35 protein-coding genes are annotated in these 23,669 nt (G+C 51.8%); 2 read left to right on the top strand and 33 right to left on the bottom strand.

What is annotated here, in order from left to right:
• Window positions 1-15: 15 nt before the first annotated feature.
• The 8 genes from RJ38_RS10985 to rplO all read right to left on the bottom strand — a co-directional run bounded on the left by RJ38_RS10985 (window position 16) and on the right by rplO (window position 6,228).
• Window positions 16-627, bottom strand: coding sequence for a helix-turn-helix transcriptional regulator (locus RJ38_RS10985; protein WP_039018836.1), 612 nt, complete (start codon window positions 625-627; stop codon window positions 16-18).
• 324 nt (window positions 628-951) lie between these two features.
• Window positions 952-1,371, bottom strand: a complete 420-nt coding sequence (rplQ, locus tag RJ38_RS10980) for a 50S ribosomal protein L17 (RefSeq protein ID WP_039018835.1) — start codon at window positions 1,369-1,371, stop codon at window positions 952-954.
• Between the two features lie 152 nt (window positions 1,372-1,523).
• Complete coding sequence (locus tag RJ38_RS10975) at window positions 1,524-2,540, bottom strand: DNA-directed RNA polymerase subunit alpha (protein ID WP_039018942.1); 1,017 nt, start codon at window positions 2,538-2,540, stop codon at window positions 1,524-1,526.
• 112 nt (window positions 2,541-2,652) lie between these two features.
• Window positions 2,653-3,045, bottom strand: coding sequence for a 30S ribosomal protein S11 (gene rpsK, locus RJ38_RS10970; RefSeq protein WP_039018834.1), 393 nt, complete (start codon window positions 3,043-3,045; stop codon window positions 2,653-2,655).
• A 16-nt stretch (window positions 3,046-3,061) separates the two neighbouring features.
• Window positions 3,062-3,430: a 30S ribosomal protein S13 gene (gene rpsM, locus RJ38_RS10965; RefSeq protein ID WP_039018833.1), complete on the bottom strand. Its 369-nt coding sequence runs from the start codon at window positions 3,428-3,430 to the stop codon at window positions 3,062-3,064.
• Between the two features lie 282 nt (window positions 3,431-3,712).
• Window positions 3,713-4,294 carry an adenylate kinase gene (locus RJ38_RS10960; protein ID WP_039018832.1) on the bottom strand — a complete coding sequence of 194 codons (582 nt, stop codon included), beginning with the start codon at window positions 4,292-4,294 and terminating at the stop codon, window positions 3,713-3,715.
• Window positions 4,291-5,646 (bottom strand): preprotein translocase subunit SecY, encoded by a 1,356-nt coding sequence (gene secY, locus RJ38_RS10955; RefSeq protein ID WP_039018831.1) that lies wholly within the window; start codon window positions 5,644-5,646, stop codon window positions 4,291-4,293. Before secY ends, RJ38_RS10960 begins: the two co-directional genes overlap by 4 nt.
• A gap of 108 nt (window positions 5,647-5,754) precedes the next feature.
• On the bottom strand, window positions 5,755-6,228 hold the full coding sequence (gene rplO, locus RJ38_RS10950; RefSeq protein ID WP_039018830.1) for a 50S ribosomal protein L15: 474 nt from the start codon (window positions 6,226-6,228) through the stop codon (window positions 5,755-5,757).
• A 448-nt stretch (window positions 6,229-6,676) separates the two neighbouring features.
• Between rplO and petA the strand changes: the two genes are divergently transcribed.
• Entirely contained in the window at window positions 6,677-7,360 is a 684-nt protein-coding gene (gene petA / locus RJ38_RS10945; RefSeq protein ID WP_238321679.1) for a ubiquinol-cytochrome c reductase iron-sulfur subunit, read from the top strand.
• A 172-nt stretch (window positions 7,361-7,532) separates the two neighbouring features.
• Here petA and RJ38_RS10940 read toward each other — a convergent pair whose 3' ends face one another.
• The 13 genes from RJ38_RS10940 to RJ38_RS10875 all read right to left on the bottom strand — a co-directional run bounded on the left by RJ38_RS10940 (window position 7,533) and on the right by RJ38_RS10875 (window position 13,554).
• Window positions 7,533-7,916 carry a hypothetical protein gene (locus RJ38_RS10940; RefSeq protein WP_039018829.1) on the bottom strand — a complete coding sequence of 128 codons (384 nt, stop codon included), beginning with the start codon at window positions 7,914-7,916 and terminating at the stop codon, window positions 7,533-7,535.
• Window positions 7,917-8,781: 865 nt separating this feature from the next.
• Window positions 8,782-8,970 carry a 50S ribosomal protein L30 gene (rpmD, locus tag RJ38_RS10930; protein ID WP_039018827.1) on the bottom strand — a complete coding sequence of 63 codons (189 nt, stop codon included), beginning with the start codon at window positions 8,968-8,970 and terminating at the stop codon, window positions 8,782-8,784.
• A gap of 11 nt (window positions 8,971-8,981) precedes the next feature.
• Entirely contained in the window at window positions 8,982-9,542 is a 561-nt protein-coding gene (gene rpsE / locus RJ38_RS10925; RefSeq protein ID WP_039018826.1) for a 30S ribosomal protein S5, read from the bottom strand.
• 128 nt (window positions 9,543-9,670) lie between these two features.
• Window positions 9,671-10,030, bottom strand: coding sequence for a 50S ribosomal protein L18 (rplR, locus tag RJ38_RS10920; protein WP_039018825.1), 360 nt, complete (start codon window positions 10,028-10,030; stop codon window positions 9,671-9,673).
• An 11-nt stretch (window positions 10,031-10,041) separates the two neighbouring features.
• Window positions 10,042-10,575 carry a 50S ribosomal protein L6 gene (rplF, locus tag RJ38_RS10915; protein WP_039018824.1) on the bottom strand — a complete coding sequence of 178 codons (534 nt, stop codon included), beginning with the start codon at window positions 10,573-10,575 and terminating at the stop codon, window positions 10,042-10,044.
• Between the two features lie 10 nt (window positions 10,576-10,585).
• A complete protein-coding gene (rpsH, locus tag RJ38_RS10910) occupies window positions 10,586-10,978 on the bottom strand; it encodes a 30S ribosomal protein S8 (RefSeq protein WP_039018823.1) in 393 nt (130 codons plus the stop codon).
• A gap of 12 nt (window positions 10,979-10,990) precedes the next feature.
• Window positions 10,991-11,296: a 30S ribosomal protein S14 gene (rpsN, locus tag RJ38_RS10905; RefSeq protein ID WP_039018822.1), complete on the bottom strand. Its 306-nt coding sequence runs from the start codon at window positions 11,294-11,296 to the stop codon at window positions 10,991-10,993.
• A gap of 19 nt (window positions 11,297-11,315) precedes the next feature.
• Window positions 11,316-11,876 carry a 50S ribosomal protein L5 gene (gene rplE / locus RJ38_RS10900; protein ID WP_039018821.1) on the bottom strand — a complete coding sequence of 187 codons (561 nt, stop codon included), beginning with the start codon at window positions 11,874-11,876 and terminating at the stop codon, window positions 11,316-11,318.
• Window positions 11,876-12,181, bottom strand: a complete 306-nt coding sequence (gene rplX / locus RJ38_RS10895; RefSeq protein ID WP_039018820.1) for a 50S ribosomal protein L24 — start codon at window positions 12,179-12,181, stop codon at window positions 11,876-11,878. The genes rplE and rplX overlap by 1 nt, the downstream gene beginning before the upstream one ends.
• 1 nt (window position 12,182) lies before the next feature.
• Window positions 12,183-12,551: a 50S ribosomal protein L14 gene (gene rplN, locus RJ38_RS10890; protein ID WP_039018819.1), complete on the bottom strand. Its 369-nt coding sequence runs from the start codon at window positions 12,549-12,551 to the stop codon at window positions 12,183-12,185.
• An 81-nt stretch (window positions 12,552-12,632) separates the two neighbouring features.
• Window positions 12,633-12,863: a 30S ribosomal protein S17 gene (gene rpsQ / locus RJ38_RS10885; RefSeq protein ID WP_039018818.1), complete on the bottom strand. Its 231-nt coding sequence runs from the start codon at window positions 12,861-12,863 to the stop codon at window positions 12,633-12,635.
• A 14-nt stretch (window positions 12,864-12,877) separates the two neighbouring features.
• Window positions 12,878-13,084, bottom strand: coding sequence for a 50S ribosomal protein L29 (rpmC, locus tag RJ38_RS10880; protein ID WP_039018817.1), 207 nt, complete (start codon window positions 13,082-13,084; stop codon window positions 12,878-12,880).
• Window positions 13,085-13,227: 143 nt separating this feature from the next.
• Window positions 13,228-13,554, bottom strand: a complete 327-nt coding sequence (locus RJ38_RS10875) for a hypothetical protein (RefSeq protein ID WP_039018816.1) — start codon at window positions 13,552-13,554, stop codon at window positions 13,228-13,230.
• Between the two features lie 121 nt (window positions 13,555-13,675).
• Between RJ38_RS10875 and RJ38_RS10870 the strand changes: the two genes are divergently transcribed.
• Entirely contained in the window at window positions 13,676-14,296 is a 621-nt protein-coding gene (locus RJ38_RS10870; RefSeq protein WP_039018815.1) for a 2OG-Fe(II) oxygenase family protein, read from the top strand.
• 75 nt (window positions 14,297-14,371) lie between these two features.
• Here RJ38_RS10870 and RJ38_RS10865 read toward each other — a convergent pair whose 3' ends face one another.
• The 12 genes from RJ38_RS10865 to folK form a co-directional block, all read right to left on the bottom strand.
• Complete coding sequence (locus RJ38_RS10865; protein WP_039018814.1) at window positions 14,372-14,701, bottom strand: DUF1491 family protein; 330 nt, start codon at window positions 14,699-14,701, stop codon at window positions 14,372-14,374.
• On the bottom strand, window positions 14,698-15,612 hold the full coding sequence (gene era / locus RJ38_RS10860; RefSeq protein WP_039018813.1) for a GTPase Era: 915 nt from the start codon (window positions 15,610-15,612) through the stop codon (window positions 14,698-14,700). Before era ends, RJ38_RS10865 begins: the two co-directional genes overlap by 4 nt.
• Entirely contained in the window at window positions 15,609-16,295 is a 687-nt protein-coding gene (rnc, locus tag RJ38_RS10855; RefSeq protein WP_039018812.1) for a ribonuclease III, read from the bottom strand. Before rnc ends, era begins: the two co-directional genes overlap by 4 nt.
• On the bottom strand, window positions 16,292-17,074 hold the full coding sequence (gene lepB, locus RJ38_RS10850; protein WP_039018811.1) for a signal peptidase I: 783 nt from the start codon (window positions 17,072-17,074) through the stop codon (window positions 16,292-16,294). Before lepB ends, rnc begins: the two co-directional genes overlap by 4 nt.
• A 102-nt stretch (window positions 17,075-17,176) precedes the next feature.
• Window positions 17,177-17,581 carry a holo-ACP synthase gene (gene acpS, locus RJ38_RS10845; protein WP_039018810.1) on the bottom strand — a complete coding sequence of 135 codons (405 nt, stop codon included), beginning with the start codon at window positions 17,579-17,581 and terminating at the stop codon, window positions 17,177-17,179.
• Window positions 17,578-18,204: a LysE family translocator gene (locus RJ38_RS10840; RefSeq protein WP_039018809.1), complete on the bottom strand. Its 627-nt coding sequence runs from the start codon at window positions 18,202-18,204 to the stop codon at window positions 17,578-17,580. Before RJ38_RS10840 ends, acpS begins: the two co-directional genes overlap by 4 nt.
• A complete protein-coding gene (locus RJ38_RS10835) occupies window positions 18,191-18,640 on the bottom strand; it encodes an ABZJ_00895 family protein (protein WP_039018808.1) in 450 nt (149 codons plus the stop codon). Before RJ38_RS10835 ends, RJ38_RS10840 begins: the two co-directional genes overlap by 14 nt.
• Window positions 18,637-19,392: a pyridoxine 5'-phosphate synthase gene (locus RJ38_RS10830; protein ID WP_039018807.1), complete on the bottom strand. Its 756-nt coding sequence runs from the start codon at window positions 19,390-19,392 to the stop codon at window positions 18,637-18,639. Before RJ38_RS10830 ends, RJ38_RS10835 begins: the two co-directional genes overlap by 4 nt.
• A 61-nt stretch (window positions 19,393-19,453) precedes the next feature.
• Window positions 19,454-20,242, bottom strand: a complete 789-nt coding sequence (locus RJ38_RS10825) for a DUF2062 domain-containing protein (protein WP_082005707.1) — start codon at window positions 20,240-20,242, stop codon at window positions 19,454-19,456.
• A 52-nt stretch (window positions 20,243-20,294) separates the two neighbouring features.
• Entirely contained in the window at window positions 20,295-22,424 is a 2,130-nt protein-coding gene (locus RJ38_RS10820; protein WP_039018806.1) for a RelA/SpoT family protein, read from the bottom strand.
• 42 nt (window positions 22,425-22,466) lie between these two features.
• Window positions 22,467-22,820, bottom strand: coding sequence for a DNA-directed RNA polymerase subunit omega (rpoZ, locus tag RJ38_RS10815; RefSeq protein WP_039018805.1), 354 nt, complete (start codon window positions 22,818-22,820; stop codon window positions 22,467-22,469).
• A gap of 185 nt (window positions 22,821-23,005) precedes the next feature.
• Window positions 23,006-23,587, bottom strand: coding sequence for a 2-amino-4-hydroxy-6-hydroxymethyldihydropteridine diphosphokinase (gene folK / locus RJ38_RS10810; protein WP_039018804.1), 582 nt, complete (start codon window positions 23,585-23,587; stop codon window positions 23,006-23,008).
• Between the last annotated feature and the right edge of the window lie 82 nt (window positions 23,588-23,669).

Genomic DNA, 23,669 nt, shown 5'->3' with positions numbered 1-23,669 from the left:
CGCGAACCGACCCGCTTATAGCAGCCTATAGTCCTTTGCTCGTTGAATTGCTTCGGCGGTCGTACGGGCATGTAACTTATCCCGAGCCCCAGTCAGTCGGGCTTTCAAAGCACTCTCAGATATATTGAGTGTGGCTGCTGCGGCCGCGTGGCGGTCCCCGCTGGCAATCAGACGCAGAGCTTCGATTTGAGCCTTCGTTAGGCTCTCCGGCGGCTCCACGATGTCGTGCAACCGGCGAACTATTTGCGAGATCTGCTCGATCTCGCTGTCTTCGAATTCCCGATCAGATCGGGAAAAACTGGCGATGGTTCGCGAACGCACCGGCCCACAAGAAATCGTAAGCCCGAATTTCAAACCATGTGTCGCTGCATCAGCTAAGACGCCAAATGTATCCGGGATACCGAACTCAGACCAACGGCTTGAGCCTTCAGTGCAAAAGCCCCAAGCGATAGTTGGATCTCTAAGTGCATAGGCTTGCTCGGTGTAATGATCGAGCCATGCCTGGCTGTAAGTGGAGAATTGCATCAAGGCAGACGCAAATCGAATATGCAGGCCAAGAAAGTAGCCAGATGGCGCCAGTTGGCCCAATTTTTGAAGTTCAAGATCTACTGATGATTTTATCGACATGTCTTTTTAGACAAGTTGCCAGAAAATTCGTCAACCTTAAATTGATGTCAAATTACGAAAAACGAAATCGAGAAAACCGTTGGATAGACAAATCCCCGATATTTTTGCGAAACTTACAACACTACCAGAGGGCGTGCGCCTTGGTTTATTGGAGTTTTTGACCACTTCGCAAAGTTCTGATGCGCAACTCAACCAATTCATCCATAAAGTAGAAGAGTCGGCCCTAAGTCGCCCTCGCAAATAATTATGCGCGAATCTAATTGAATTTGAACGAAAAAAGCCTCGCGAATAGCGAGGCTTTTTCAATTTCGATGCGAGATCACATTATGATTCGGAAACTTCTTCCGCTGCAACGCGCGCTTTGTCAGCTGCGCCTTTTGCGTCCATGTCGCGCTCTACGAATTCGATGATCGCCATTGGCGCCATGTCACCGTAGCGGAAACCTGCTTTAAGAACACGTACATAGCCACCTTGGCGGTCTTTGTAACGTGGGCCGAGGATTTCAAAGAGTTTCGCAACATCTTTGTCTTGCTTCAGCTGTGCAGCAGCCTGACGGCGCGCATGCAGATCACCGCGTTTCGCGAGTGTGATGAGTTTTTCAATTACCGGGCGAAGCTCTTTCGCTTTTGGCAATGTAGTTTTGATTTGCTCGTGCTCAATCAAGGAACCAGCCATGTTTGAAAACAGGGCTTTGCGGTGTTCGTGAGTACGGTTTAGACGGCGGTAGCCTCTTGCGTGGCGCATGTATTTAGTCCTTTAAACGTGTTTTGCTTTGTCTGGCCCCTGATGCGTGTCAGGTGCTCTCCTTGGGGCGATATGCCCAGATATTCCCCGCTAGAACGGGCATTTGTGGCGGGGTACACCGATTGGCATACCCCGTCAATTCGTAATCGTTCTTAGAACTGATCTTCGAATTTCTTCGCCAGATCTTCGATGTTCTCTGGTGGCCATTCTTCGACATCCATACCGAGGTACAGCGCCATGCCAGAAAGCACTTCTTTGATCTCGTTCAGAGACTTGCGGCCGAAGTTTGGCGTGCGCAGCATTTCTGCTTCGGTCTTTTGGATGAGATCGCCGATGTAAACGATGTTGTCGTTTTTCAGGCAGTTTGCAGAACGGACAGACAGTTCCAGCTCATCCACTTTCTTCAGCAGAAGTGGGTTGAACTCGAGGCCATCGTCTTCTTCCTGACGGGAAGCCGCTTCTGGCTCATCGAAGTTCACGAAGATAGACAGCTGATCTTGCAGGATGCGCGCAGCGAACGCCACAGCATCATCAGGCGTGATAGAACCGTCAGTTTCCAGTTTCAGTGTCAGTTTGTCATAATCCAGAACCTGACCTTCGCGGGTCGGTTGAACGTCATATGAAACTTTTTTCACTGGAGAGTAGATCGCATCGATTGGAATAAGACCAATTGGTGCATCTTCTGGTTTGTTCTTCTCAGCAGCAACATAGCCCTTACCGGTATCAACGGTCAGTTCCATGTACAGATCAGCACCGTCATCAAGGTGACAGATCACGTGTTCTTTGTTGAGAACTTCAATACCAGCGCTCTCAGAAATGTCACCAGCAGTCACAACAGCTGGGCCATTTGCAGAGATAGACACACGCTTGGGCCCTTCGGCTTCCATGCGCAGTGCAACACCTTTGAGGTTCAGCACGATGTCGGTTACGTCTTCACGTACGCCAGCAACGGATGAGAATTCATGCAGGACGTTATCGATTTGCACAGACGTGATTGCAGCACCCTGAAGGGATGACAGCAGAACACGACGCAAAGCGTTGCCCATAGTCAGGCCGAAGCCGCGCTCAAGCGGTTCAGCAATCACAGTCGCTTGACGCGCTGGATCGTTGCCTGGTTTCACTTCAAGCTGCGTTGGCTTGATAAGTTCCTGCCAATTTTTGTGGATCATGCGTAGAGCCTCCATTCTTGTTTCTGGACCATGTCCCTGACCAGAAACGCCCGAGGTTTAAAATGCAAAATCCAGGCTCATGAAACCATGAGCCTGGAAAAGTCGTAAACGCTTATACGCGGCGACGCTTTGGTGGGCGGCAACCGTTGTGTGCGATTGGTGTTACGTCACGGATCGATGTGACGTTCAGGCCCAATGCGGCCAAAGCGCGAAGTGCGGATTCACGACCAGAACCTGGACCCTGAACTTCAACTTCTAGTGTTTTAACACCATGTTCCTGTGCCTTTTTACCAGCGTCTTCTGCAGCCATTTGTGCCGCATAAGGTGTGGATTTCCGTGAGCCTTTAAAGCCCATGGTACCAGCAGAGGACCATGCAATTGCGTTACCCTGAACGTCAGAGATCAGGATTTTTGTGTTGTTGAACGAAGAGTTCACGTGTGCAACACCAGAGGCAATATTCTTGCGCTCTTTTTTCTTCGTACGAGTTGTTTTATCGCGTGCCATTGATCAAACCCTCCCTTTACTTCTTCTTACCAGCAATGGCCTTTGCAGGACCTTTGCGAGTACGAGCGTTAGTAGATGTACGTTGACCGCGAACAGGCAGGCCACGACGGTGACGCAGACCACGGTAGCAACCAAGATCCATCAAACGTTTGATGTTCATAGTCACTTCGCGGCGCAGGTCGCCTTCAACTTTGTACGTTGCGTCGATGTGTTCACGAATTGCAAGAATTTCTGCGTCTGAAAGTTCGTTAACACGACGGGTTACGTCGATTTTAACAGCTTCACAGATAGCTTCGGCAGAAGTCGTGCCAATTCCGGTGATGTAAGTCAGGGCGATCGGGACCCGTTTATGGGTCGGGATGTTAACGCCGGCAATACGTGCCAAGTGTCATATTCCTTTTCGTTGCGATTCCGTAATACCGGAACCTTTTTTCACAACGTAAGCCCGAAGCGTGAACGCGCCGGGCCGCAGCTGAATTCAGGTGATATATTCAACCCAAGTGTAACCTAGGCAGAATCATAATCCCTTGCGGGATAATGCTGATTATGGGGTTTTCTAAGATAGGTCAAGCCAGGAATCCCTCACAGCCTTGCCTACATGCACATCAGATACAAAAAGGCTCCGACGCGCAAACGTCAGAGCCTTAGATGTCTATCAGACAGAAGTTTATTTATCCAAGATCGCCGAGATGGACGCCTGAACAACGGGAATGTCGGCAAGGCCGTCAACGCGTTGCAGTTTTTCCTTTGCGAAGTAGTATCCAAGCAAAGGTGCCGTCTTTTTGTAGTATTCCATCAGACGGGTGCGCAGGCTTTCTTCATTATCGTCAGCGCGCGCTTCGCCACCCGCAGCAACCGCTTCGACAGCCCGGTTCAGAATGCGCTGAACCAGCGCTTCGTCACGAACCCGCAACTCAATTGCGGCATCCAAGGATTGGCCGGTCTCTTCCAGAAGTTTTTCCAGTGCGACAGCCTGCATCAAAGTGCGTGGGAAACCATCAAAAATGAACCCCCCGCCCTTGTTGCCAGCTTCCAGCTTTTCACGGATCAGACCAATCACGATCTCATCGGTCACCAATTCGCCCGCATCCATCACAGCGGCAACTTTATTGCCCATATCTGTGCCGGATGTGCGTGCTTCGCGCAGCATGTCACCGGTTGAAAGCTGCACCATATTCCGTGTCTCCACTAGATGCTGCGCTTGCGTTCCTTTACCTGCCCCTGGTGGGCCGAGAAGAATAATGTTCATCGTCTGGCTGGTCCCTTCTTACTGCGCTTTTTCCCCCGCAGCTGTGATTTTTCAATCAGGCCTTCATACTGGTGGGCCAGCATGTGGCTCTGAACTTGCTGGATTGTATCCATAGTCACGGAAACCACGATCAAAACAGAAGTCCCACCAAAATAGAAGGGAATTGCCAATTGTGAACGCAAAATCTCGGGCAAGAGACAAACTGCCGCAAGGTAAGCAGACCCAACGACCAACAAACGGGTCACAACATAGTCCAAATACTCGGCGGTTTTCTTGCCAGGACGAATTCCGGGTACGAAACCGTTCTGATTCTTCAGATTGTCCGCAACTTCATCCGTCTTAAACGCCACGTTGAAGGTGTAGAAAAACGCAAAGAAAACGATCATGGACACGAAGAACAGCAGATACAGCGGCTGACCGGGGCCGAAGTAGGCCAAGACTGTCGACATCACTGGACCAGTTTGGTTGCCAGAGAAGGTTGCGATGGTGGTTGGCAGCAGCAAAAGGGAGCTTGCGAAAATCGCAGGGATAACGCCGGCTGGGTTCACTTTAACCGGTAGGTGGCTAGCACCGCCGTCATAAACCTTCATGCCAACTTGGCGACGTGGATATTGAATATGGATCTTCCGTAATGCGCGTTCCATGAAGACCACAAAGGCAATCACGGCCACGACCATCACCAACACCAGCACAATAACCGCCGGGCTGATCGCGCCGGAACGGCCTTGGCTTAGGAATTGCGCAATCGCCGCTGGAATTTCAGCGATGATACCAACGAAGATGATCAGAGAAATGCCGTTGCCAATGCCGCGTGCAGTGATTTGTTCACCCAGCCACATCAGGAACATCGTGCCCCCCACCAGCGTAACCATACAAGCAAGGCGGAAATAGAGACCAGGATCCGTCGCCAGATCACCGGCTTCAAGACTTACGGCCAAGCCATAAGCTTGGAAAGTCGCCAAGAGCACCGTGCCATAACGTGTGTATTGCGCGATCTTCTTACGGCCTTGTTCACCTTCTTTTTTCAGCTGTTCCAATTGTGGAACCATCGCGGTCATCAACTGAATGATGATCGACGCTGAAATGTAAGGCATGATGCCAAGGGCAAAGATCCCCATGCGTGACAAAGCGCCACCGGTGAACATGCCAAGCACGCCAGCAATGCCGGAACCCGCTTGATCCATAAATTCACGAAGTGCGGTGCCATCGATACCAGGAACCGGGATATATGTCCCGAGACGGTAAACGATTAACAAACCAAGAGTAAAAAGAATACGCTGGCGAAGCTCAGACGCTTTACCGAAAGCGCTCCAGCTCATGTTTGACGCCATTTGCTCTGCTGCAGATGCCATTCCCGGGCCTCTCCCAATTCTAAGAAAAACGCCGCCGTCCGGTTCTCCGGCGGCGGCGTCTGAAAAACTTAATTGTATGTAAGCGGCACAGCGGCCGCAAACAAGTGCTTATTCAGCTGCTGCCGCTACCGTGATGGTCAGTGAACCACCTGCTTTAGCAACTGCTTCAACAGCAGACTTGGACGCGCCGGTCACTTTGATGTTGGCTTTAGCGGTCAATTCGCCTTTTGCCAGAACACGGATACCGTCGAGTTTACGACGTACGAGACCTGAAGAAATCAACACGTCTTCGGTGATTGCAGCTTTCACGTCGATCTTTTTCGCGTCGATGAATTTCTGGATCAGGCCCAGGTTCACAACTGCGTATGCTTTGCGGTTTGGCTTGTTGAAGCCACGCTTAGGCAGACGTTGGTACAAAGGCATTTGACCGCCTTCAAAACCTTTAATCGCAACACCTGAACGGGATTTTTGACCTTTGATACCACGGCCACCCATTTTACCGGTGCCGGAACCAGGACCACGGCCTACGCGTTTGCGAGCTTTGGTTGCGCCTGGATTGTCGCGGAGTTCATTCAGTTTCATTTCGCTTCTCCTTGCCGGATGTGACCCCTGAAGCGTAAGCGGGTCAACCACGGCTTAATGGTTTTGATTCTGCGGCCCATATGGCCACCGGGGGTTTTTAGACGGAAGTCTTGCTGCTGGCAAGGCTCGATCCCACCCCCACGCATTTTCTGACATGGTTTTAAATCTGCACAGCCCGGGAAAGCGATTGCAGAGGCGCAAAAAACCGTTCTGCGTCTTAACGTGCAGAGTTTGCGTCGCGCAGGTATTCAGTCCAAGTTGGGCAAGGGGCTGAGAATGCCGATTTAATGGCGCGGGCGAATTTGTTCAGGATTGTCATAGCGGATACTCCGGTTAACGGGTCAATGTTGTTGACCGTTACCTAACGAGAGTCGCGCGCAGCCAGTACTGCGATAATTGGCATTGCCGGATTGCGCAGAGCGCATAGGTTTGACGGCTTGCAGCAGCCATGGTTGCGGCCTACGGTTATCAAAAGTACTTTGGTGTTGGTATGGTTTCGACAAGAACTCGGCGTGACTTTCTATTTTATGCGACCTCCGCAACGGCCGCCGGATTATCTGGCGCTGCCTTGGTCTGGCTAACCGGAAGCCTTGCCCCCTCGACAAAGCCTATCACCCCCGGTGTACGCGTCGACTTCAGTGATCTAGAACCCGGCCAGCAGATTACGATCAAGTTTCGCGGCAAGCCCATTTTTTTACGACATCGCACAGAAGCGGAAATCATCGACGCCCGCGCAACCCCGATGGATGACCTGATTGACACGTTCAATCGCCACAGCTCCGCAGTCAGTCTTATGCCTCGCGATTTTCGATCCCCCCTAACGGAAGCAACCGATCAAAACCGATCCATCGACCCCGCCGGGAAATACGTGGTGTTTGTAGGTGTTTGCACGCATTTGGGTTGCGTGCCTCTTGGTGATCAAGCCGGTGAATTCAACGGCTGGTTCTGCCCCTGTCATGGGTCACATTTCGACGCTTCTGGCCGAGTCCGCAGAGGGCCCGCACCCGAAAACCTATATATCCCACGATATGAATGGGACGGGGCAACGACCCTGACACTTATCGACCAAAGCCAGCCGATCCCATTAACAGAAGATCAGCTGGATTCGATTATATATGGCACGGATCAGTGACACGGTATATCCGCCGCATCAATCGGCCGTAGGGACTATGCCCTCTGCGCTTTAAGTTTCACCGATTGAAAGATGCTCTCGGACCTCCGAGATCCCCCATGCATTATGCCGGCATGAGGGTAGGAACCGTAGACGTTCGTTCCAGCCTCATGCCGATCTGCTCGTTATCGTTTTACTTGGTCAACCGTTCGACACAATCGTCACCGCGGCAAGTGATTTGGTATGGCTTGCCGAAGCTCGGGGTGACTGTCGTGGTTGTACGGTCGCCAACCGTCACACTGCGTGAACGGAAGGATGTACCATCGGGATCTTCTCCGATCACCACAATTGCATTGCCTTGCTTGCGTGTGACACGGCTCCAGGTCTTGCCTTCACCCGTGATGCCGCTGACGCGTGTTGTGCGGCCATGGCGCTCGAGTTGATAGCTGCCACCGTCCGCAAGAGCACACTGATGCTTCTGTTTGTCGCCGACACAATCTGCCTGCACGGCCGAACCCACCATTACAGTCAGTCCAATTACAACCAGAGATTTAATAATGAGTGCGATGTTTTTCATTTCGGTTCCCTTTCGAATTTCCTGACACCAATAAACACCAGATTTAACGAGAGTTTAACTGTTCAAAGCAAACACTTGCGTTGTCTTTTGTGACAACTTTAAGGACGTGTGGCACAGAAATGAGCTCCCGAAACCGGGCATCGTTACTTTTCCGATTTTTGACTGTGCATTCATCACCCGGACAGGAACTTCGTGACTGAACGACGTTGCATCCGATAACGGCCTTTCCCCACACAGAAAAACCGCCGGGATTATGTCCCAGCGGTTTTTCTGTGTGGCTCGATGTGTATTTGCGACAAAAGCCTGCGGCACTAAGGTTTGCCTGAGTTAGAAACTTTGCTTTGCGTTTGCGCCGCCTTTATTTGCAACGCAACAACTGGGGTGCCTGGCGATTTTTCGTTACTATCCTTCGTGGCAAGTGTATTTGACTTGCCAGATACCTGCGACGTGATCGCTACAAGATGTGTATTCTTCGAACCAGCCGGCGCAACAGAGGCACTGGCCGCGTTGCATACGAGCATCGTAAACATGAAACAGCTGGTAAACGTGCGAATAGACTTTTTCATTGGTAGGCCTCCTTAGTTGCGTTGATTAACTTAAACATGAATCTGCATTCTGGTTAACGCATAAGTTGTATCTTTCGGTCCAACTTTGTGACGAATGCGGCGATGATCTGTCTCAAAAGTGAAACACGTCAAACGAACCAAATACAGACTTACACTGTTGACGAATGCATCTGAACGGCCTGTACAAATCGCCCCTCGTCCAGCTCAGTTCACCCACTTACACACAAGTGGGACACAAACGCAAAACGCCCCGACGTTTCCGACGGGGCGTTTGTTTTCTAGGTTAGGTGAGAGTGAACTCAGCCTTTTTCCTCAATGATCTCAACCATGTGAGACACTTTGGTAACCATGCCACGAACCGCTGGTGTATCTTCCAACTCACGTGTTTTGTGCATTTTGTTAAGGCCCAAGCCAATCAGTGTTTGACGCTGTTTGGCGGGACGACGGATCGGGGAACCGATCTGTTTTACAACGATGGTTTTAGCCATGATATCAGTCCTTATGCTTCTGCTGCAGTTTCAGCTTCAGGTTTACGCAGAATGTCTGCAACCTTCTTGCCGCGACGCTGAGCAACCATACGAGGGCTTGATTCTTTGTTCAGGCCATCAATTGTTGCGCGGATCATGTTGTAAGGGTTCTGGGAACCCAAAGACTTGGAAACCACGTCTTTAACACCAAGCATTTCGAAAACGGCACGCATTGGACCACCGGCGATGATACCAGTACCTTCTGGTGCAGCACGCATGATCACTTTACCAGCGCCATGACGGCCTTCCATATCGTGGTGCAACGTACGACCTTCGCGCAGTGGCACGCGGATCATTTGACGTTTAGCTTGTTCAGTCGCTTTACGGATCGCTTCTGGAACTTCTTTGGCTTTACCTTTGCCAAAGCCAACGCGGCCTTTTTGATCGCCTACAACAACCAGGGCTGCAAAGCCGAAGCGCTTACCACCTTTAACGGTTTTGGATACGCGGTTGATTGCGACCAAACGATCTGCAAATTCCGGTGTTTCGTCACGATCGCGGCGGTTACCGCGACGGTTTTCACGTTCTGCCATGTGGGCATTCCTTTATGTGTGACGCTCGCGCGTCGGTAAATCTCAATCCAAGTAGGGCAAGGAAGTGATCGAAATCAAATCCCTGCCCTCTGGATCATCGGAAAGGCGTTGCCGCCCCTCTCAACTTTTTAGAACTTCAGACCACCTTCACGGGCTGCGTCGGCCAAGGCCTTCACTTTACCGTGGAAGAGGAAACCACCGCGATCAAAGATAACGTCTGTGACGTTGGCTTTTTTCGCACGTTCTGCAATCGCGGCGCCAATTTTGGTAGCCGCTTCGACGTTGTTCTTGCCGACCATACCCAGATCTTTTTCCAATGTGGAAGCAGATGCGAGTGTCACGCCGTTTACATCGTCGATCAGCTGAACGCTGATGTTCTTGTTTGAACGGTGAACTGACAGACGCGGACGTCCGAAAGCTGTTTTTTGAAGTTTGTTCCGAACGCGCAGGCGGCGCTTCAGAAACAGGGTTCTTTTGCTAGTAGCCATTTTTTGCGTCCTTACTTCTTCTTGCCTTCTTTGCGGAAGACGAATTCACCCTTATAGCGAATACCTTTGCCTTTATAAGGCTCTGGTTTACGCCAAGCGCGAATGTCAGCGGCGGTCTGGCCTACGGCCTGATCGTCGATGCCTTCGACAAAGATTATAGTCTGCTTTGGCGCAGTAATTGTAACACCTTCAGGTGCAACAACTTCTACGTCGTGGGACAGACCCAGGTTCAATTTCAGGGTGTTGCCCTGCATTGTAGCCCGGTAACCAACACCTTGGATTTCAAGTTCTTTCTTGAAGCCAACGGTCACACCCGTCACGAGATTCGCGATCATGGTGCGGGACATGCCCCACTGCTGACGTGCACGCTTGGATTTACCGCGTGGTTCAACAGAGACTTTGTTTTCTTCAACAGTGAGTGTTACGTCATCTGTTGCTTTGAAGTTGCGGACGCCTTTCGGGCCTTTCACTTCAATAGATTGGCCAGAAACGGACGCCGTAACGCCAGCTGGAAGCTCAATCGCTTTTTTACCAATTCGAGACATTTTTGGCTCCTTAGAAGACGGTGCAGAGCACTTCGCCGCCAATATTGGCTGCACGTGCTTTTGCGTCCGACATCACACCATGAGAGGTGGAGACAATCGACACACCCAGGCCCTGACGGACTGTTGGGATGTCTTTAACGCCCATGTATACGCGGCGACCAGGTGTAGAAACACGTTTGATCTCACGAATAACAGGGGTGCCATCGAAATATTTCAGGCTGATTTCCAATGTTGGATGACCGTCTACGCCGGTGCCACTTTCGTAGCCGCGGATGTAGCCTTCGTCAGCCAGCACGTCGAGAACCCAAGCACGAAGCTTAGAAGCAGGAGTGGAAACTGTGGATTTACCACGCAATTGGGAGTTCCGAATGCGAGTAAGCATATCGCCGATAGGATCGTTCATAATGTCTCTCCCTTACCAGCTAGATTTGACCATGCCGGGGATCTGGCCAGCGGAGCCAAGTTCCCGGAGCGCAATACGGCTGACCTTAAGCTTACGGTAGTAAGCGTGAGGACGACCAGTCAGCTGACAACGGTTGTGCAACCGAGTAGCTGAAGAGTTGCGCGGCAGTTTTGCAAGTTGGAGGCGCGCTTTAAAGCGTTCTTCCATTGGCTTGCTCTCATCTTTTGCGATTTCTTTAAGCTCTGCACGCTTCGTGGCATATTTTGCCACCAGCTTTGCACGCTTAACTTCGCGAGCGATCATAGACTTTTTAGCCATTTTTGATTTCCTTCCGCGATCAGCTGTTGAAAGGCATGTTGAAAGCTTTCAACAGCGCCTTTGCTTCCGCGTCAGTCTTCGCGGTGGTTGCGATCACAATGTCCATGCCCAGCATATCAACAACTTTATCGAAGTCGATTTCAGGGAAAACGATGTGCTCTTTAAGACCCATGGCATAGTTGCCACGACCATCGAAAGATTTGCCGGATACGCCGCGGAAATCGCGGATACGTGGCATAGCGATGGTGATCAAACGATCAAGAAATTCAAACATCTGGTCGCCGCGCAGTGTGACTTTGGTGCCCAAAGGCATCTCTTCACGAACGCGGAAGCCAGCGATTGATTTCTTCGCATAGGTCGTTACAGCATGTTGACCAGCAATCAGGGTCAGCGCTTCTTGAGCGTGCTTCACCTTCTTGGTGTCTTTCGTTGCTTCACCAACACCCATGTTCAGAACGATTTTATCCAGCTTAGGCAGCTGCATTTCGTTCTTATACGAGAACTCTTCCATGAGAGCTGCACGAATGGTGTCTTTGTAAAGCGCCTTCAGACGAGGGGTATAGGTTTGTGCATCAAGCATTATACTGTTTCCCCTGTGGTCTTAGCGAAGCGTACCTTTTTGTCGTCTTCCATACGGAAGCCAACGCGGGTCGCTTTGCCATTGCTGTCGAGCAGCGCAAGATTGGACAGATCAACAGGCATCGCAACTGGTACGCGGCCACCTTGGCTGTTCTGTGACTGTTTTGTGTGACGGATCGCGACGTTAACGCCTTCGATCACAGCCTTGCCAGCAGACGGGTTAACAGAAGCGATTTCGCCCTCTTTACCTTTGTCTTTACCGGCCAAAACGACGACTTTATCGCCTTTTTTCAACTTAGCAGCCATCTTACAGCACCTCCGGCGCGAGTGAGATGATCTTCATGAAGTTTTTGGCACGCAACTCACGAACAACTGGCCCGAAGATACGGGTGCCAACTGGCTCGTTTGAGTTGTTCAAGATCACAGCAGCGTTGCTGTCGAACTTGATTGCTGTACCGTCTTCACGACGTACTTGTTTGGCTGTGCGAACGACGACGGCCTTACGGACGTCCCCTTTTTTCACACGACCACGTGGAATGGCTTCCTTAACGGAAACGACAATGATGTCGCCAACGCTTGCGTATCTACGCTTAGAGCCACCCAGAACCTTGATGCACTGAACACGGCGAGCGCCGCTGTTGTCAGCTACATCCAGATTAGTCTGCATCTGGATCATGATGTTACTCCCGACCTGTAGGGGGGCTCAGATATGCCCTATTCCCCAAGGTTTCGATTAAGTCGAAAAGGATCTAAACGCTTACGCGCTCAGAACTTCCCAACGCTTGGTTTTCGATTTAGGCGCACATTCCTGGATACGGACTTGGTCGCCTGCCTTGAAACTGTTGTTCTCATCGTGCGCCCGGTATTTTTTGGACTTACGGATGGTTTTCTTCAGCACTGGGTGTGTGAAACGACGTTCAACAGAAACTGTTACAGTTTGTGCGTTGGCGTCGGATGTTACGGTGCCGGTCAGAATACGTTTGGGCATATCTCAGGCTCCCCTTAAGCTTCAGAAGCTGCAGCAGCAGCTTTTTCGTTCAAAATTGTCTTAACCATTGCCGCTTCACGACGCGCACCGCGCATACGAGAAGTGGATTCCAGTTGGCCAGTGGCCTGCTGGAAACGCAGGTTGAAAGATTCTTTTTTCAGTGTGGCGAGCGCTTCTTTAAGCTCGTCTGGCGTTTTATCGCGCAATTCATTGGCGTTCATGTCGCCTCTTCCTTTGCCTTGCACCAGAAAGCCCCTTTTTACGGGTAACTTTTTCCCTGGTGGGTGAATAATTAAGCACGCGATTCCCCAAAAGGGACCGCGAACTGGTGTTCTATAGGTTGGATTGACCTTGGTGGCAAGGGCTAAGGTTCCTCCCAGATCAAGCGTGCCTCGGGTTTGAACAGACGCCTTGCCCGTGGCACATCGACGACACTAAGACGTTTCGGCTGAAACGAAATTTGTTCTGCAATTTCGCGGCACTGTTGCGCATCCTCAATCGGGAAATTATCGCCAAGCTGAACAATGCGCGACCACAATACCGCTGAAATGTTCATACACACCTGGATATATGCGTGGCCATCCCATGTGCGGACGCCAATGTAGACCCAGTTCTCCAACGAGACCACCTGTCCGTCAGCAAACCGATCACATAGGTCTAACTTTACGCTATCCCCAACCGAAAGGACCATATTCACCTCGTCATACTATAATGTCTCAGTATCCCCAAAAATTGGCCCGAATCGCAAGGCGCGCTCATGTGATCTTTCAAGCCCCCTCGCCCTTCCCAGCGCACTGCGCTAAAACCAACTCATGACACAAATTGAATCACTCTTCGTGACCCGCCTTTACCGCTCTGCCTTGGCTGAACAATCCCCAGCGATTGACCCGGATGAGCTTTATGACAGCTGCTATTCCATTGCCGAGGATGATGAATCCGGCCAGGAATGGTGTGAAACCGAGGGTTATCCGGGCTATACATCCTATGCGTCCCTAACCGATCTGCCTTGGCGCTTTCCAGTGTTCAAAAGTCTCGTTGAATCCCTCGACAAACATGTCGCTGCATTTGCCGAGGACCTAGAATTCAATCTTGATGGACGTAAATTGGTGCTGGAAGATATCTGGATCAATATCCTGCCCCAAGGTGGTTTCCATTCCGCCCACATCCACCCGCATTCGGTGATCTCTGGCACGACTTATGTTGCCCTGCCCGATGGCGCCGGTGCGTTGAAGTTCGAAGACCCACGTCACGCGATGATGATGGCCGCCCCGCCCCGCATCAAAGATGCACGGCGCGAACAGAAAAGCTTCATCAAGATGAGCCCGGATGAAGGCGATGTCTTGCTATGGGAAAGCTGGCTGCGCCATGAGGTGATGCAAAACACCGGCGAAGAAGAACGCTGTTCGGTCAGCTTCAACTACAAATGGGAATAAGCCCCAAATGAAAAACGGCCCGCATCATTGGCGGGCCGCTTTCAATTTTGTTCTATAAATATCTCGCGGGGGATCTTAAGCGAAACCGGGTTCATCCAACAGATGACGCTCGGCCTTGTCTTCCACTTCAATCACCCAAAGATCGGGATCGAAACTGCGCTGTTTCGCCAGGGCCTGATCCACGCTTGCTTCATCCCCTTCTGAAAGAGTGATCCAAGCGCGTTCTCCGGTCATCAAATCAAAACTGCGCTGAAAGACTTGGGCCTTGCCATCAAGTGTATTCAACTTGATCAGAACCGCCCCTGCCGTCAGATCGCCTTTTTTCACAACAAAAACCGGGATATCGGCCAAACGCAGACGCGCGAGATAGGCCGACACCCAAAATTCAGCCGTAAGACGCGTCATGCGTTTCCGTCACGAAAATTCAGACCCATTTCATTGTAACGTTCTTTTTCTTCCAGCCAGTTCGGACGCACTTTAACCTGCAAGAACAAATGCACACGACGGCCCAGGAATTCTTCCAGCTCTTCGCGCGCAGCAGTGCTGACGGCTTTGATGGTTTCGCCCTTGTTACCCAGAACGATACCTTTATGGCCGTCTCGCATCACGAAAATTTTCTGGTCGATCTTGCAAGACCCGTCTTTGCGTTCTTCCCAATGTTCCGTTTCAACCGTCATCTGGTAAGGCAGTTCTTGATGTAGACGCAGGGTCAGTTTCTCGCGGGTCATTTCCGCCGCGATCATCCGCATTGGCAGATCAGCGATCTGGTCTTCGGGATACAACCAAGGGCCTTCAGGCACCTGCGTCGCCAACCACTCACGCATCGCGTCAACACCGTGGCCACGTTCCGCAGAGATCATGAAGGTTTCTTTAAAATCGTAAGCTTCGTTCAAGTCTTGCGTCAGCTTCAACAGAACTTCGGATTTCACGCGGTCAATTTTATTGATCGCCAAAGCAACGATTTGTTTTGAATTGGTGCGCTCTTCCAAAGCATCCAAAATCGCGCGTGCGCCTTCTGTAATGCCACGGTGCGCCTCAATCATCAGAACCACAACATCCGCATCCGCAGCGCCGCCCCAAGCGGCAGCAACCATCGCACGATCAAGGCGGCGACGTGGCCGAAATAGGCCAGGCGTGTCCACAAACACCAGCTGTGCATTGCCCTGCATGGCAACCCCACGAATACGGGCCCGTGTGGTTTGAACCTTATGGGTCACGATGGAAACCTTCGCACCCACCATACGATTTGTAAGGGTGGATTTACCTGCGTTTGGTTCACCAATGAGGGCGACAAAGCCCGCGCGTGTATCTGTCATTTTGCTGTCTCCAGACGCTCTAACAACGCCTTTGCTGCGGCCTGTTGGGCCTCGCGTTTGCTGCCTGCGGTGGCTGTTTCAGCTTCGCCCGACTGCATCTGCGCTTCAATTGTAAAGACCGGGGCGTGATCCGGCCCGGAACGAGATGTTTCTACATATTTTGGCGGCTGCTGTTTGCGCGCCTGCGCCCATTCCTGCAATGCGGTTTTCGCATCACGGGCGTCTTCTTCCACTTGATAGATCCGTGCACCCCAAAGCCGCAAGATCAAGTCGCGCGCCGCATCAAACCCACCGTCACTATAGACCGCAGCAATCACCGCTTCCATAGCGTCGCCCAGCAGTGCGTTTTTACGCCGCCCACCTGACAACATTTCAGAGCGACCCAGTTTCAACACCGCGCCAAGATCAACCTGACGCGCGACATCTGCGCAGGCTTCCTTGCGCACCAATGCGTTAAACCGTGGCGCAATTAGACCTTCCGCGGCTTTGGTGTCCGCTGACAGTAAAGCATCCGCCATCACCAAGCCCAACACACGGTCGCCAAGAAATTCCAAACGCTGATTGTCATCTCGCGTAGGGGACGACATCGAGGAATGCGTCAAAGCGCGGATCAACTGTTCTGGGTCACGAAACCCATACCCGATGCGGCCTTCAAAGGCCTTGAGTTCAGAAGACAGTTTCACTCGACCGCCTTAAAGTAACGATCTGAACGCCACATCCAGAAGAAGAAGATACGTTTCCCAGCAGATGAGAACATGATGCGATCCGCACGTCCGATCAGGTGATCAAATGGCACAAAGCCCACGCCACCCTGGGTTTGGGGCACACGAGAATCGCTGGAATTGTCGCGATTGTCGCCCATGAAAAAGAACTCGCCTTCTGGCACGGTAAACAGCGGGGTGTTGTCAGTACGCGCTGGCGCGATATCCAGCACGGCATGAGACACGCCACCAGGCAAGGTCTCGATGTAACGGTCTTTGGTGCATTCACCACTGCGGCTTTGACAAGCTGGGTGACGATTTTGCGAACCTTGCGGACCACGGGGTTCAACAAATACACCATCCGGCACCTGAGGTGCCGCTTCACCATTGATGTAGATAATGCTGTCTTTGACCTGTACGCGATCGCCTGGAAGGCCGATCAAACGTTTGATGTAATCTTGTTCATTGGTTGGGTGGCGAAACACCACCACATCACCACGTTCCGGCATTGATCCAAAAATCCGGCCCGAGATCGGACATGCTGAAAATGGGCAGGAATATTGCGAATACCCATAGGCCATTTTATTCACAAACAGGAAATCACCGACCAAAAGCGTGTCTTTCATCGACCCGGATGGGATGAAAAACGGTTGGAAAAACAGGGTGCGAAACACGCCAGCGATCAGCAGCGCCCAAAAGACGGTTTTGAACGTTTCAACAATGCCGCCTTCGGCTTTTTCTTCCAGTTCTTCACTGCGCATCAGGTCTGTCCTGTTCTCAAACTGACATCACATCAGTGGGGCAAAAATCTATCTTGCCGGATATGAGGGTCACAGCCCTCGGAGTCAACCGGATCACGGGTATTACCCGATGGCAGGTCGCGCCTCGATCACCACAAAAGCTTGGGCCCAAGGATGATCATCCGTCAAGGTCACATGGATAATTGCTTCATGTCCCTCTGGGGTCATCTCATTAAGACGTTCAAGCGCCCAGCCTGTGACCTCCATCACGGGTTGGCCAGTTTTAAGATTGCTCACCGCCATATCTTTCCACGTAATGCCCATCGCAAGCCCCGTGCCAAGCGCTTTTGAACACGCTTCCTTCGCAGCCCAACGTTTGGCGTAAGTGCCCGCGATATCCTTACGCCGCTCCGCCTTCGCCTGTTCCGTCTCCGTGAAAACCCGGTTTTTGAATCGATCCCCAAACCGATCAAGTGTACCTGAAATGCGTTCAATATTCGCGAGATCCGTCCCAATACCCAATATCATCCGACCAACCTCGCTGTGAAAATCTTCAAGGCAGCCGCGCCAAACATAAACGCGAAGGCAAATTCAAATCCGCGACGCATTTTCATATATGCGCGCACCATGGCGGGGGATGAAAACAAGAACGCATAGCCAATAAAAACCAAAGCCGATCCCGTCAGCAAAAACCCCCAAAGCGCCAATGCCCCCATAATCCCGGCATCCCCAGGGATTACAACCGCATAGACCGCCCCCCAAGACAGGATCGCTTTGGGATTTGTCAGGTGCAACAACATGCCTTTGCCGTATATCTGTAAGGGCGTGCCGTGATGTGCGCTCCCTGCCCCGGCATGTGACGCATTCAGCGCCGAACGCAATGATTTGATCGCTAGGTACAGCAAATATGCCGCGCCCAAATATCGCAACACTTCAAAGACCCAAACATGGGCAAGCATCAATGCCCCCATGCCCAATGCCGCCATCAAGCCCCAAAACATGCTGCCCGAAAGAACGCCAACAGCGAAACATAACCCCGCCTTGCGCCCCACGTTCATTGAGGTCCCCGCAATCGCAAGGTTCGCGGGGCCAGGACTGCCCCCAGCAACGATCCACGCGACCCAGAGGAACGATAACTCAGCTAAAGTCATCTTCTAACTTCTTATCAATTGCCTTTCGATGACCGTTGTATCCCAGCGTCAAAAAGAACCGGTTGCACAACAAATACACGATGCCAAGCACAACAAGCACCACCATCCAAACAGAGACCGGAAGACCTTGGAACGTGTCGGCAAAGGCTGGGGCGACAGCGAGTGCGGCCAATGTTACAATCCCAATTGCCAGCGCAACAAGCGTCATCCATATCGCAGCGCTCCAAGCTTCGCTGTTGGAATAGGCGTTGGTGTTGATCTCGGCGCGCTTTCTTCCCTCATGCATGGCCGCAGCCATGGCGGGTAAAACTGTGGTACCGGTGCTGTTCAAATCAACCCCCGCCAGGCGCCATAACACTTCAATCCCAACCGTAATGCCGATCACCGTCGCCACATAGACAAGCGCGTAGCGTTTCAGGTTTACCAAAGATGTCATGCGCGTGCTTCATTCATCAATCGGCGCATTTCGTGAATGGCCGGGGTAAGGCCGCGGAAGATCGCTTCACCGATCAAGAAATGCCCGATGTTAAGTTCAAGCACTTCCGGGAAGGCCGCGACGGGCTGTACCGTTTCATAGGTGAAACCATGGCCCGCATGCACTTCAAGCCCAAGCGAATGTGCATAAGCAGACATTTCGCGCAGACGTTCCAGTTCCCCTTGGCTTTCGTCAAACTTACCCTCTGAAAACAAATCACAATACGGGCCCGCATGCAGTTCAACAATATTGGCACCAATACGCGCGGCCGCTTCAATTTGGCGCTGTTCAGACGCGACAAAAAGGGACACGCGACAGCCCGCATCACGAATGGGGGCGATGAAATGGGCCAAGCGATTTTCTTCGCGTGCCACTTCCAACCCGCCTTCGGTGGTTTTTTCTTCGCGCTTTTCAGGGACAATACACACGGCATGGGGTTTATGGCGCAACGCAATTGTTTGCATCTCTTCGGTCGCGGCCATTTCAAAGTTCAATGGTACATCCAACACGTCCATCAAGCGATCAATGTCAGGGTCGGTAATGTGGCGGCGATCTTCGCGCAGGTGCGCGGTGATGCCGTCTGCGCCAGCTTCTTCTGCCAGTTTCGCAGCACGCACGGGATCAGGATATTCACCACCGCGTGCGTTGCGCACCGTGGCGACATGGTCGATGTTTACACCAAGTCTGAGCTTTCCAGCAAAATTCACGCTCATGGCACACTCCTGTCCGTTCTGCGGGCCCCATCAAACAGGCCCACGTGATTCTCACAGAAGCCTACTCTCCTCTTTCAGGAAGGTCAGCCGCTTTTTGCGCCATTTCTTCTTGCACACGCGCCGATTCCTCTGCGGCCATTTCAGCAGCGTCCCGGGCATCTTCCCATTTAGCACGAGCTTTCTCAGCTTTTTGTGCCGCAGCGACGGCCGCGTCTTCGGCCGCTTTCGCAGCTTTCTTCGCGCGCAATTCTTCGAATTTCTGCATCAAACGCCCTTTGCGGCGCTTCTGATACAGATCAATCACCGGAACGGTCATGTAGTAACACACAACCCCTGAAATCAAGCCAGGGATCAACCCGCCCACCAAGTAAGGCAAGAAAACCGAGTTGTAAAAATCCCAAAGGAAGCTCCAATTTGCGTCCTGTTCAGTGAAAATCGCAAGGAAATTATGCCACAGCGTGACCCCAACCCCAACGTCATGCGCCTGCCCATCTGAAGATGCATCTCGCCCCAATAGACTAAGGATATATTGGCCAAGCTTAAGACTCGAGGCCGCGATAAACGGGAAAGTCAACGGGTTGCCAAAGAACGTCGCAAGCAAAGCGGCCAGGATATTTCCGCGCATCATTTTCGCGATGAACATCGCTACAAAAAAATGCAGTCCAAAAAACGGCGTGAAGCTTGTGAAGACCCCAGCAAAAACGCCGCGCGCAATGCGATGCGGCGGATCAGGCAAGCGGTGCAAACGAAGCTTCACATATTGATACGCACGTTTCCAGCCAGACCTAGGCCAGAGAAAATTTCGTACAACGACCAAATTTGGTCTTTTGTCTCGTCTTTTAAAGACCACCCTAAGCCCCTTGCCTAAGCTTTGTGCAGCACAACAGCGCGGCAATATTCATTCATGGTTTGCGTTCATAATCCCGGTGACGTTCGATTGAAGCAACATCGCTGTCAGCTTCAAGCCCCATCATTACCGTATGCAAATGTTCCGCATCCCGCAGATCCACATCTATCAACAGGCGGTAAAAGTCCGGTTTACGTTCCACAAATTTCAAATCCGAGATATTGGCCTTTTGTTCGCCAATCAATGTGCAAATACGACCCAACACACCAGAATCGTTACTAATCGCAACATTTAATGTGACCGTATGCACAGGACCATGACGACCAGAATGCCAATGCAAATCTACCCAGCGCTCTGGGTTATCCGCCAAATCCGATAGGACCGGGCAATCGATGCCATGTACAACCACGCCTTGACCACGATAGGTGATTCCAACGATTCTTTCGCCCGGCACAGGCTGACAACACAATCCACGCTTTGAATCTTGCCCTTGGGACAACCCCAAAACCGCGCGATCCGTCGCCACTTCGTCCCCAGCACCATCGGCCAGTTCAGGATACAGTGTTTCAACCACGTCACGCGCGGTCAGTTCCGCGCTACCGAGACGGGCCAACAGGGACTCACTGTCGCGCAAGCCAAGATGGCGCGCGGCCGTCGAGAGCGCTTTGTCACTGGCAACTTTGCCGATATGTTCAAAGGCTACGCGCGCCAGCTCGCGCCCGAGCTTCACAAATCGTTCGCGATCATCTTCGCGTAAACTGCGACGAATCGCGGCCTTCGCCTTGCCGGTTGCCACAATATCAAGCCAGGTTGCTTGCGGGCGCTGACCTTCCGCAGTCGTGATTTCGACCGATTGACCGTTACGAATGCGCGTCCACAGCGGCACGCGAATGCCATCAATGCGTGCACCGACACAACTGTCGCCAATGCGCGTGTGAATGGCATAAGCGAAATCAAGCGGCGTTGCACCACGAGGCAGCTTGATCACTTCGCCTTTGGGCGTGAAGCCAAAAACCTGATCGGTGTACATCTCAAGTTTGACATGTTCGAGAAACTCGTCGTGGTCATCAGCCGTGTCAAAACGCTCATTCAGGGTCGCAACCCATTTGGCGGGGTCAACAGCAAAAGGATTTTCACTTTGTACACCGTCTTTATAAGACCAATGCGCCGCAACACCGACCTCGGCCACGTCATGCATCTGGTTGGTGCGAATCTGCACTTCAACCCGCTTGCCGTCGCGCCCAGAAACCGTCGTGTGAATCGATCGATACCCGTTGGATTTTGGCTGTGAAATATAGTCTTTAAAGCGCCCTGGAACAGCGCGCCATCTTTCGTGGATTGCACCTAAGACTCGGTAACAATCAGCATTGCTGTCAACGATCACACGGAACCCATAAATATCAGATAGACGAGAGAAACCTTGATCTTTCTCTTCCATCTTTCGCCACACGGAATATGGACGCTTCGCCCGACCATAGACTTCGGCTGTGATCCCTGCTTTTTCAAGCTCACTTTCGATGTCATTGGTAATCTTTTCAATGACATCCCCGCTTTCGTCGCGCAGATGCACGAACCGACGCATGATCGATGTCCGCCCCTCTGGGTTCAACACACCAAAGGTTAGATCTTCAAGCTCTTCGCGCATCCACTGCATGCCCATACGCCCAGCCAGTGGCGCAAATATGTCGACAGTTTCGCGTGCTTTTTGGATCTGCTTTTCTGGGCGCATTGATTTGATCGTGCGCATATTGTGCAATCGATCGGCCAGCTTCACCAAAATCACGCGCATATCCTTGGCCATGGCCATGAACAGTTTACGGAAGTTTTCCGCTTGTTTCGTCTCTGAGGATGACAACTGCAGATTGGTCAACTTGGTCACACCATCGACAAGTTCAGCCACCTCCCGGCCAAACATCTCGGCAACTTCACCCCAAGTGGATCCAGTATCTTCAATTGTATCATGCAAAAGCGCGGTGATGATCGTTGCATCGTCCAGCTTTTGGTCTGCGACAATCATTGCCACCGCAACGGGATGGGTGAAATAGGGTTCACCTGAATGACGGAACTGCCCGTCGTGCATACGCGCGCCGTAATCAAACGCCGCGCGGATCAAGTTTTCGTTGCATTTAGGGTTATAGGCGCGGACGCGTCCGATAAGGTCGTCGACAGTTGTTTCTGCTGCCATCCTGGCCGTTCTCTTCCGGGCCCGCTGCTGGGCCCTACTAGGTTAACCCTGGCCTTGCGCTTCCATAAGTTGACGCAGAAGGCGCTCTTCGCTCATGTCATCATCCGCAGGCTTGTCCGCTTCAGCCCCCATCAAAAGCGCCATTGCGTCTTCTTCTGGCTCATCAACTTCAATCTGGGTTTGGTTGCTTTCGATGGCGCGCTCGCGCAGCTCGTCAGCAGTCTGTGTCTCTTCAGCGATTTCACGCAATGCAACAACAGGGTTTTTATCTTTATCACGATCAACTGTGATTTCCGCACCCGCAGAAATTTCACGAGCCCGATGAGAGGCAAGCATTACCAGTTCAAACCGGTTCTGTACTTTGTCGACGCAATCTTCAACCGTAACGCGGGCCATGGGAGCTCCAATTTATAGCGGATGTCTGAAACCGATGATTTACGCTGCGGCGCAACAGAATTCAAGCGCGAATTGAAAACCTTACTATGAAAGCTAGATTGATTTGTAGAGATCAAACGCCAATTCCCCCAGTATTACACCCCTGCCCTCGCCCTGACCCTTAGTTTCACGCCAAATCGCTGCCTTCAAAGGTCAATTGGCACCACACCATCAATCGCCTCAGGCGGAAGGGCACCAATAAGTTCATCCACGGTTTCACCGGACACCGGGTGTACCCAATCTGGGGCCACATCACGCAACGGCAGCAAAACGAATCCACGGTCAGTGATTCGCGGATGCGGCAAGATAATTTCATCCGGAGCGCGCTCCATTTGTGTCGATAAAGACAGGTTGCGCCAATGGTTATAGGTTTCGGCGTCGGGAATGATATTTTTTTCTATGGCCAGCAAGTCGAGATCCAGAGGACGCGTTCCCCATCGCAAAATGCGAATTCTCCCGGATTTATCCTCTACATTATGCAAGTGCTGCAGCAGGTCATTTGGTGTCATATTGACCTCAAGAAGGGCCACCGCATTCACAAAATCATTGCCTATCCCCGCAGGAAAACAAGGGGATTCATAAAAACGGCTCACCTCAATGACACGCAATTTCTCGCAGGCCATTTCCAGAAGTGCATTTTGCAATCGTTCCACCATAAGGGGTGATTCCAATGCATCGTTCGCCCCGAGAGCAATCAAGGCTTTGTGATAGGTATTGTGACTTTTCAAGCTCTTCCCCCATGCGTATAGCGATTAGATGTGTTAAGTTTCGAGAACGAGGTCGCCAGGCCTCATATAATTAGTAATTCGG

The organism is Halocynthiibacter namhaensis (genome assembly GCF_000812685.1).
Taxonomy (GTDB): domain Bacteria; phylum Pseudomonadota; class Alphaproteobacteria; order Rhodobacterales; family Rhodobacteraceae; genus Halocynthiibacter; species Halocynthiibacter namhaensis.
This window is presented reverse-complemented; position numbering and strand designations above follow the sequence as displayed.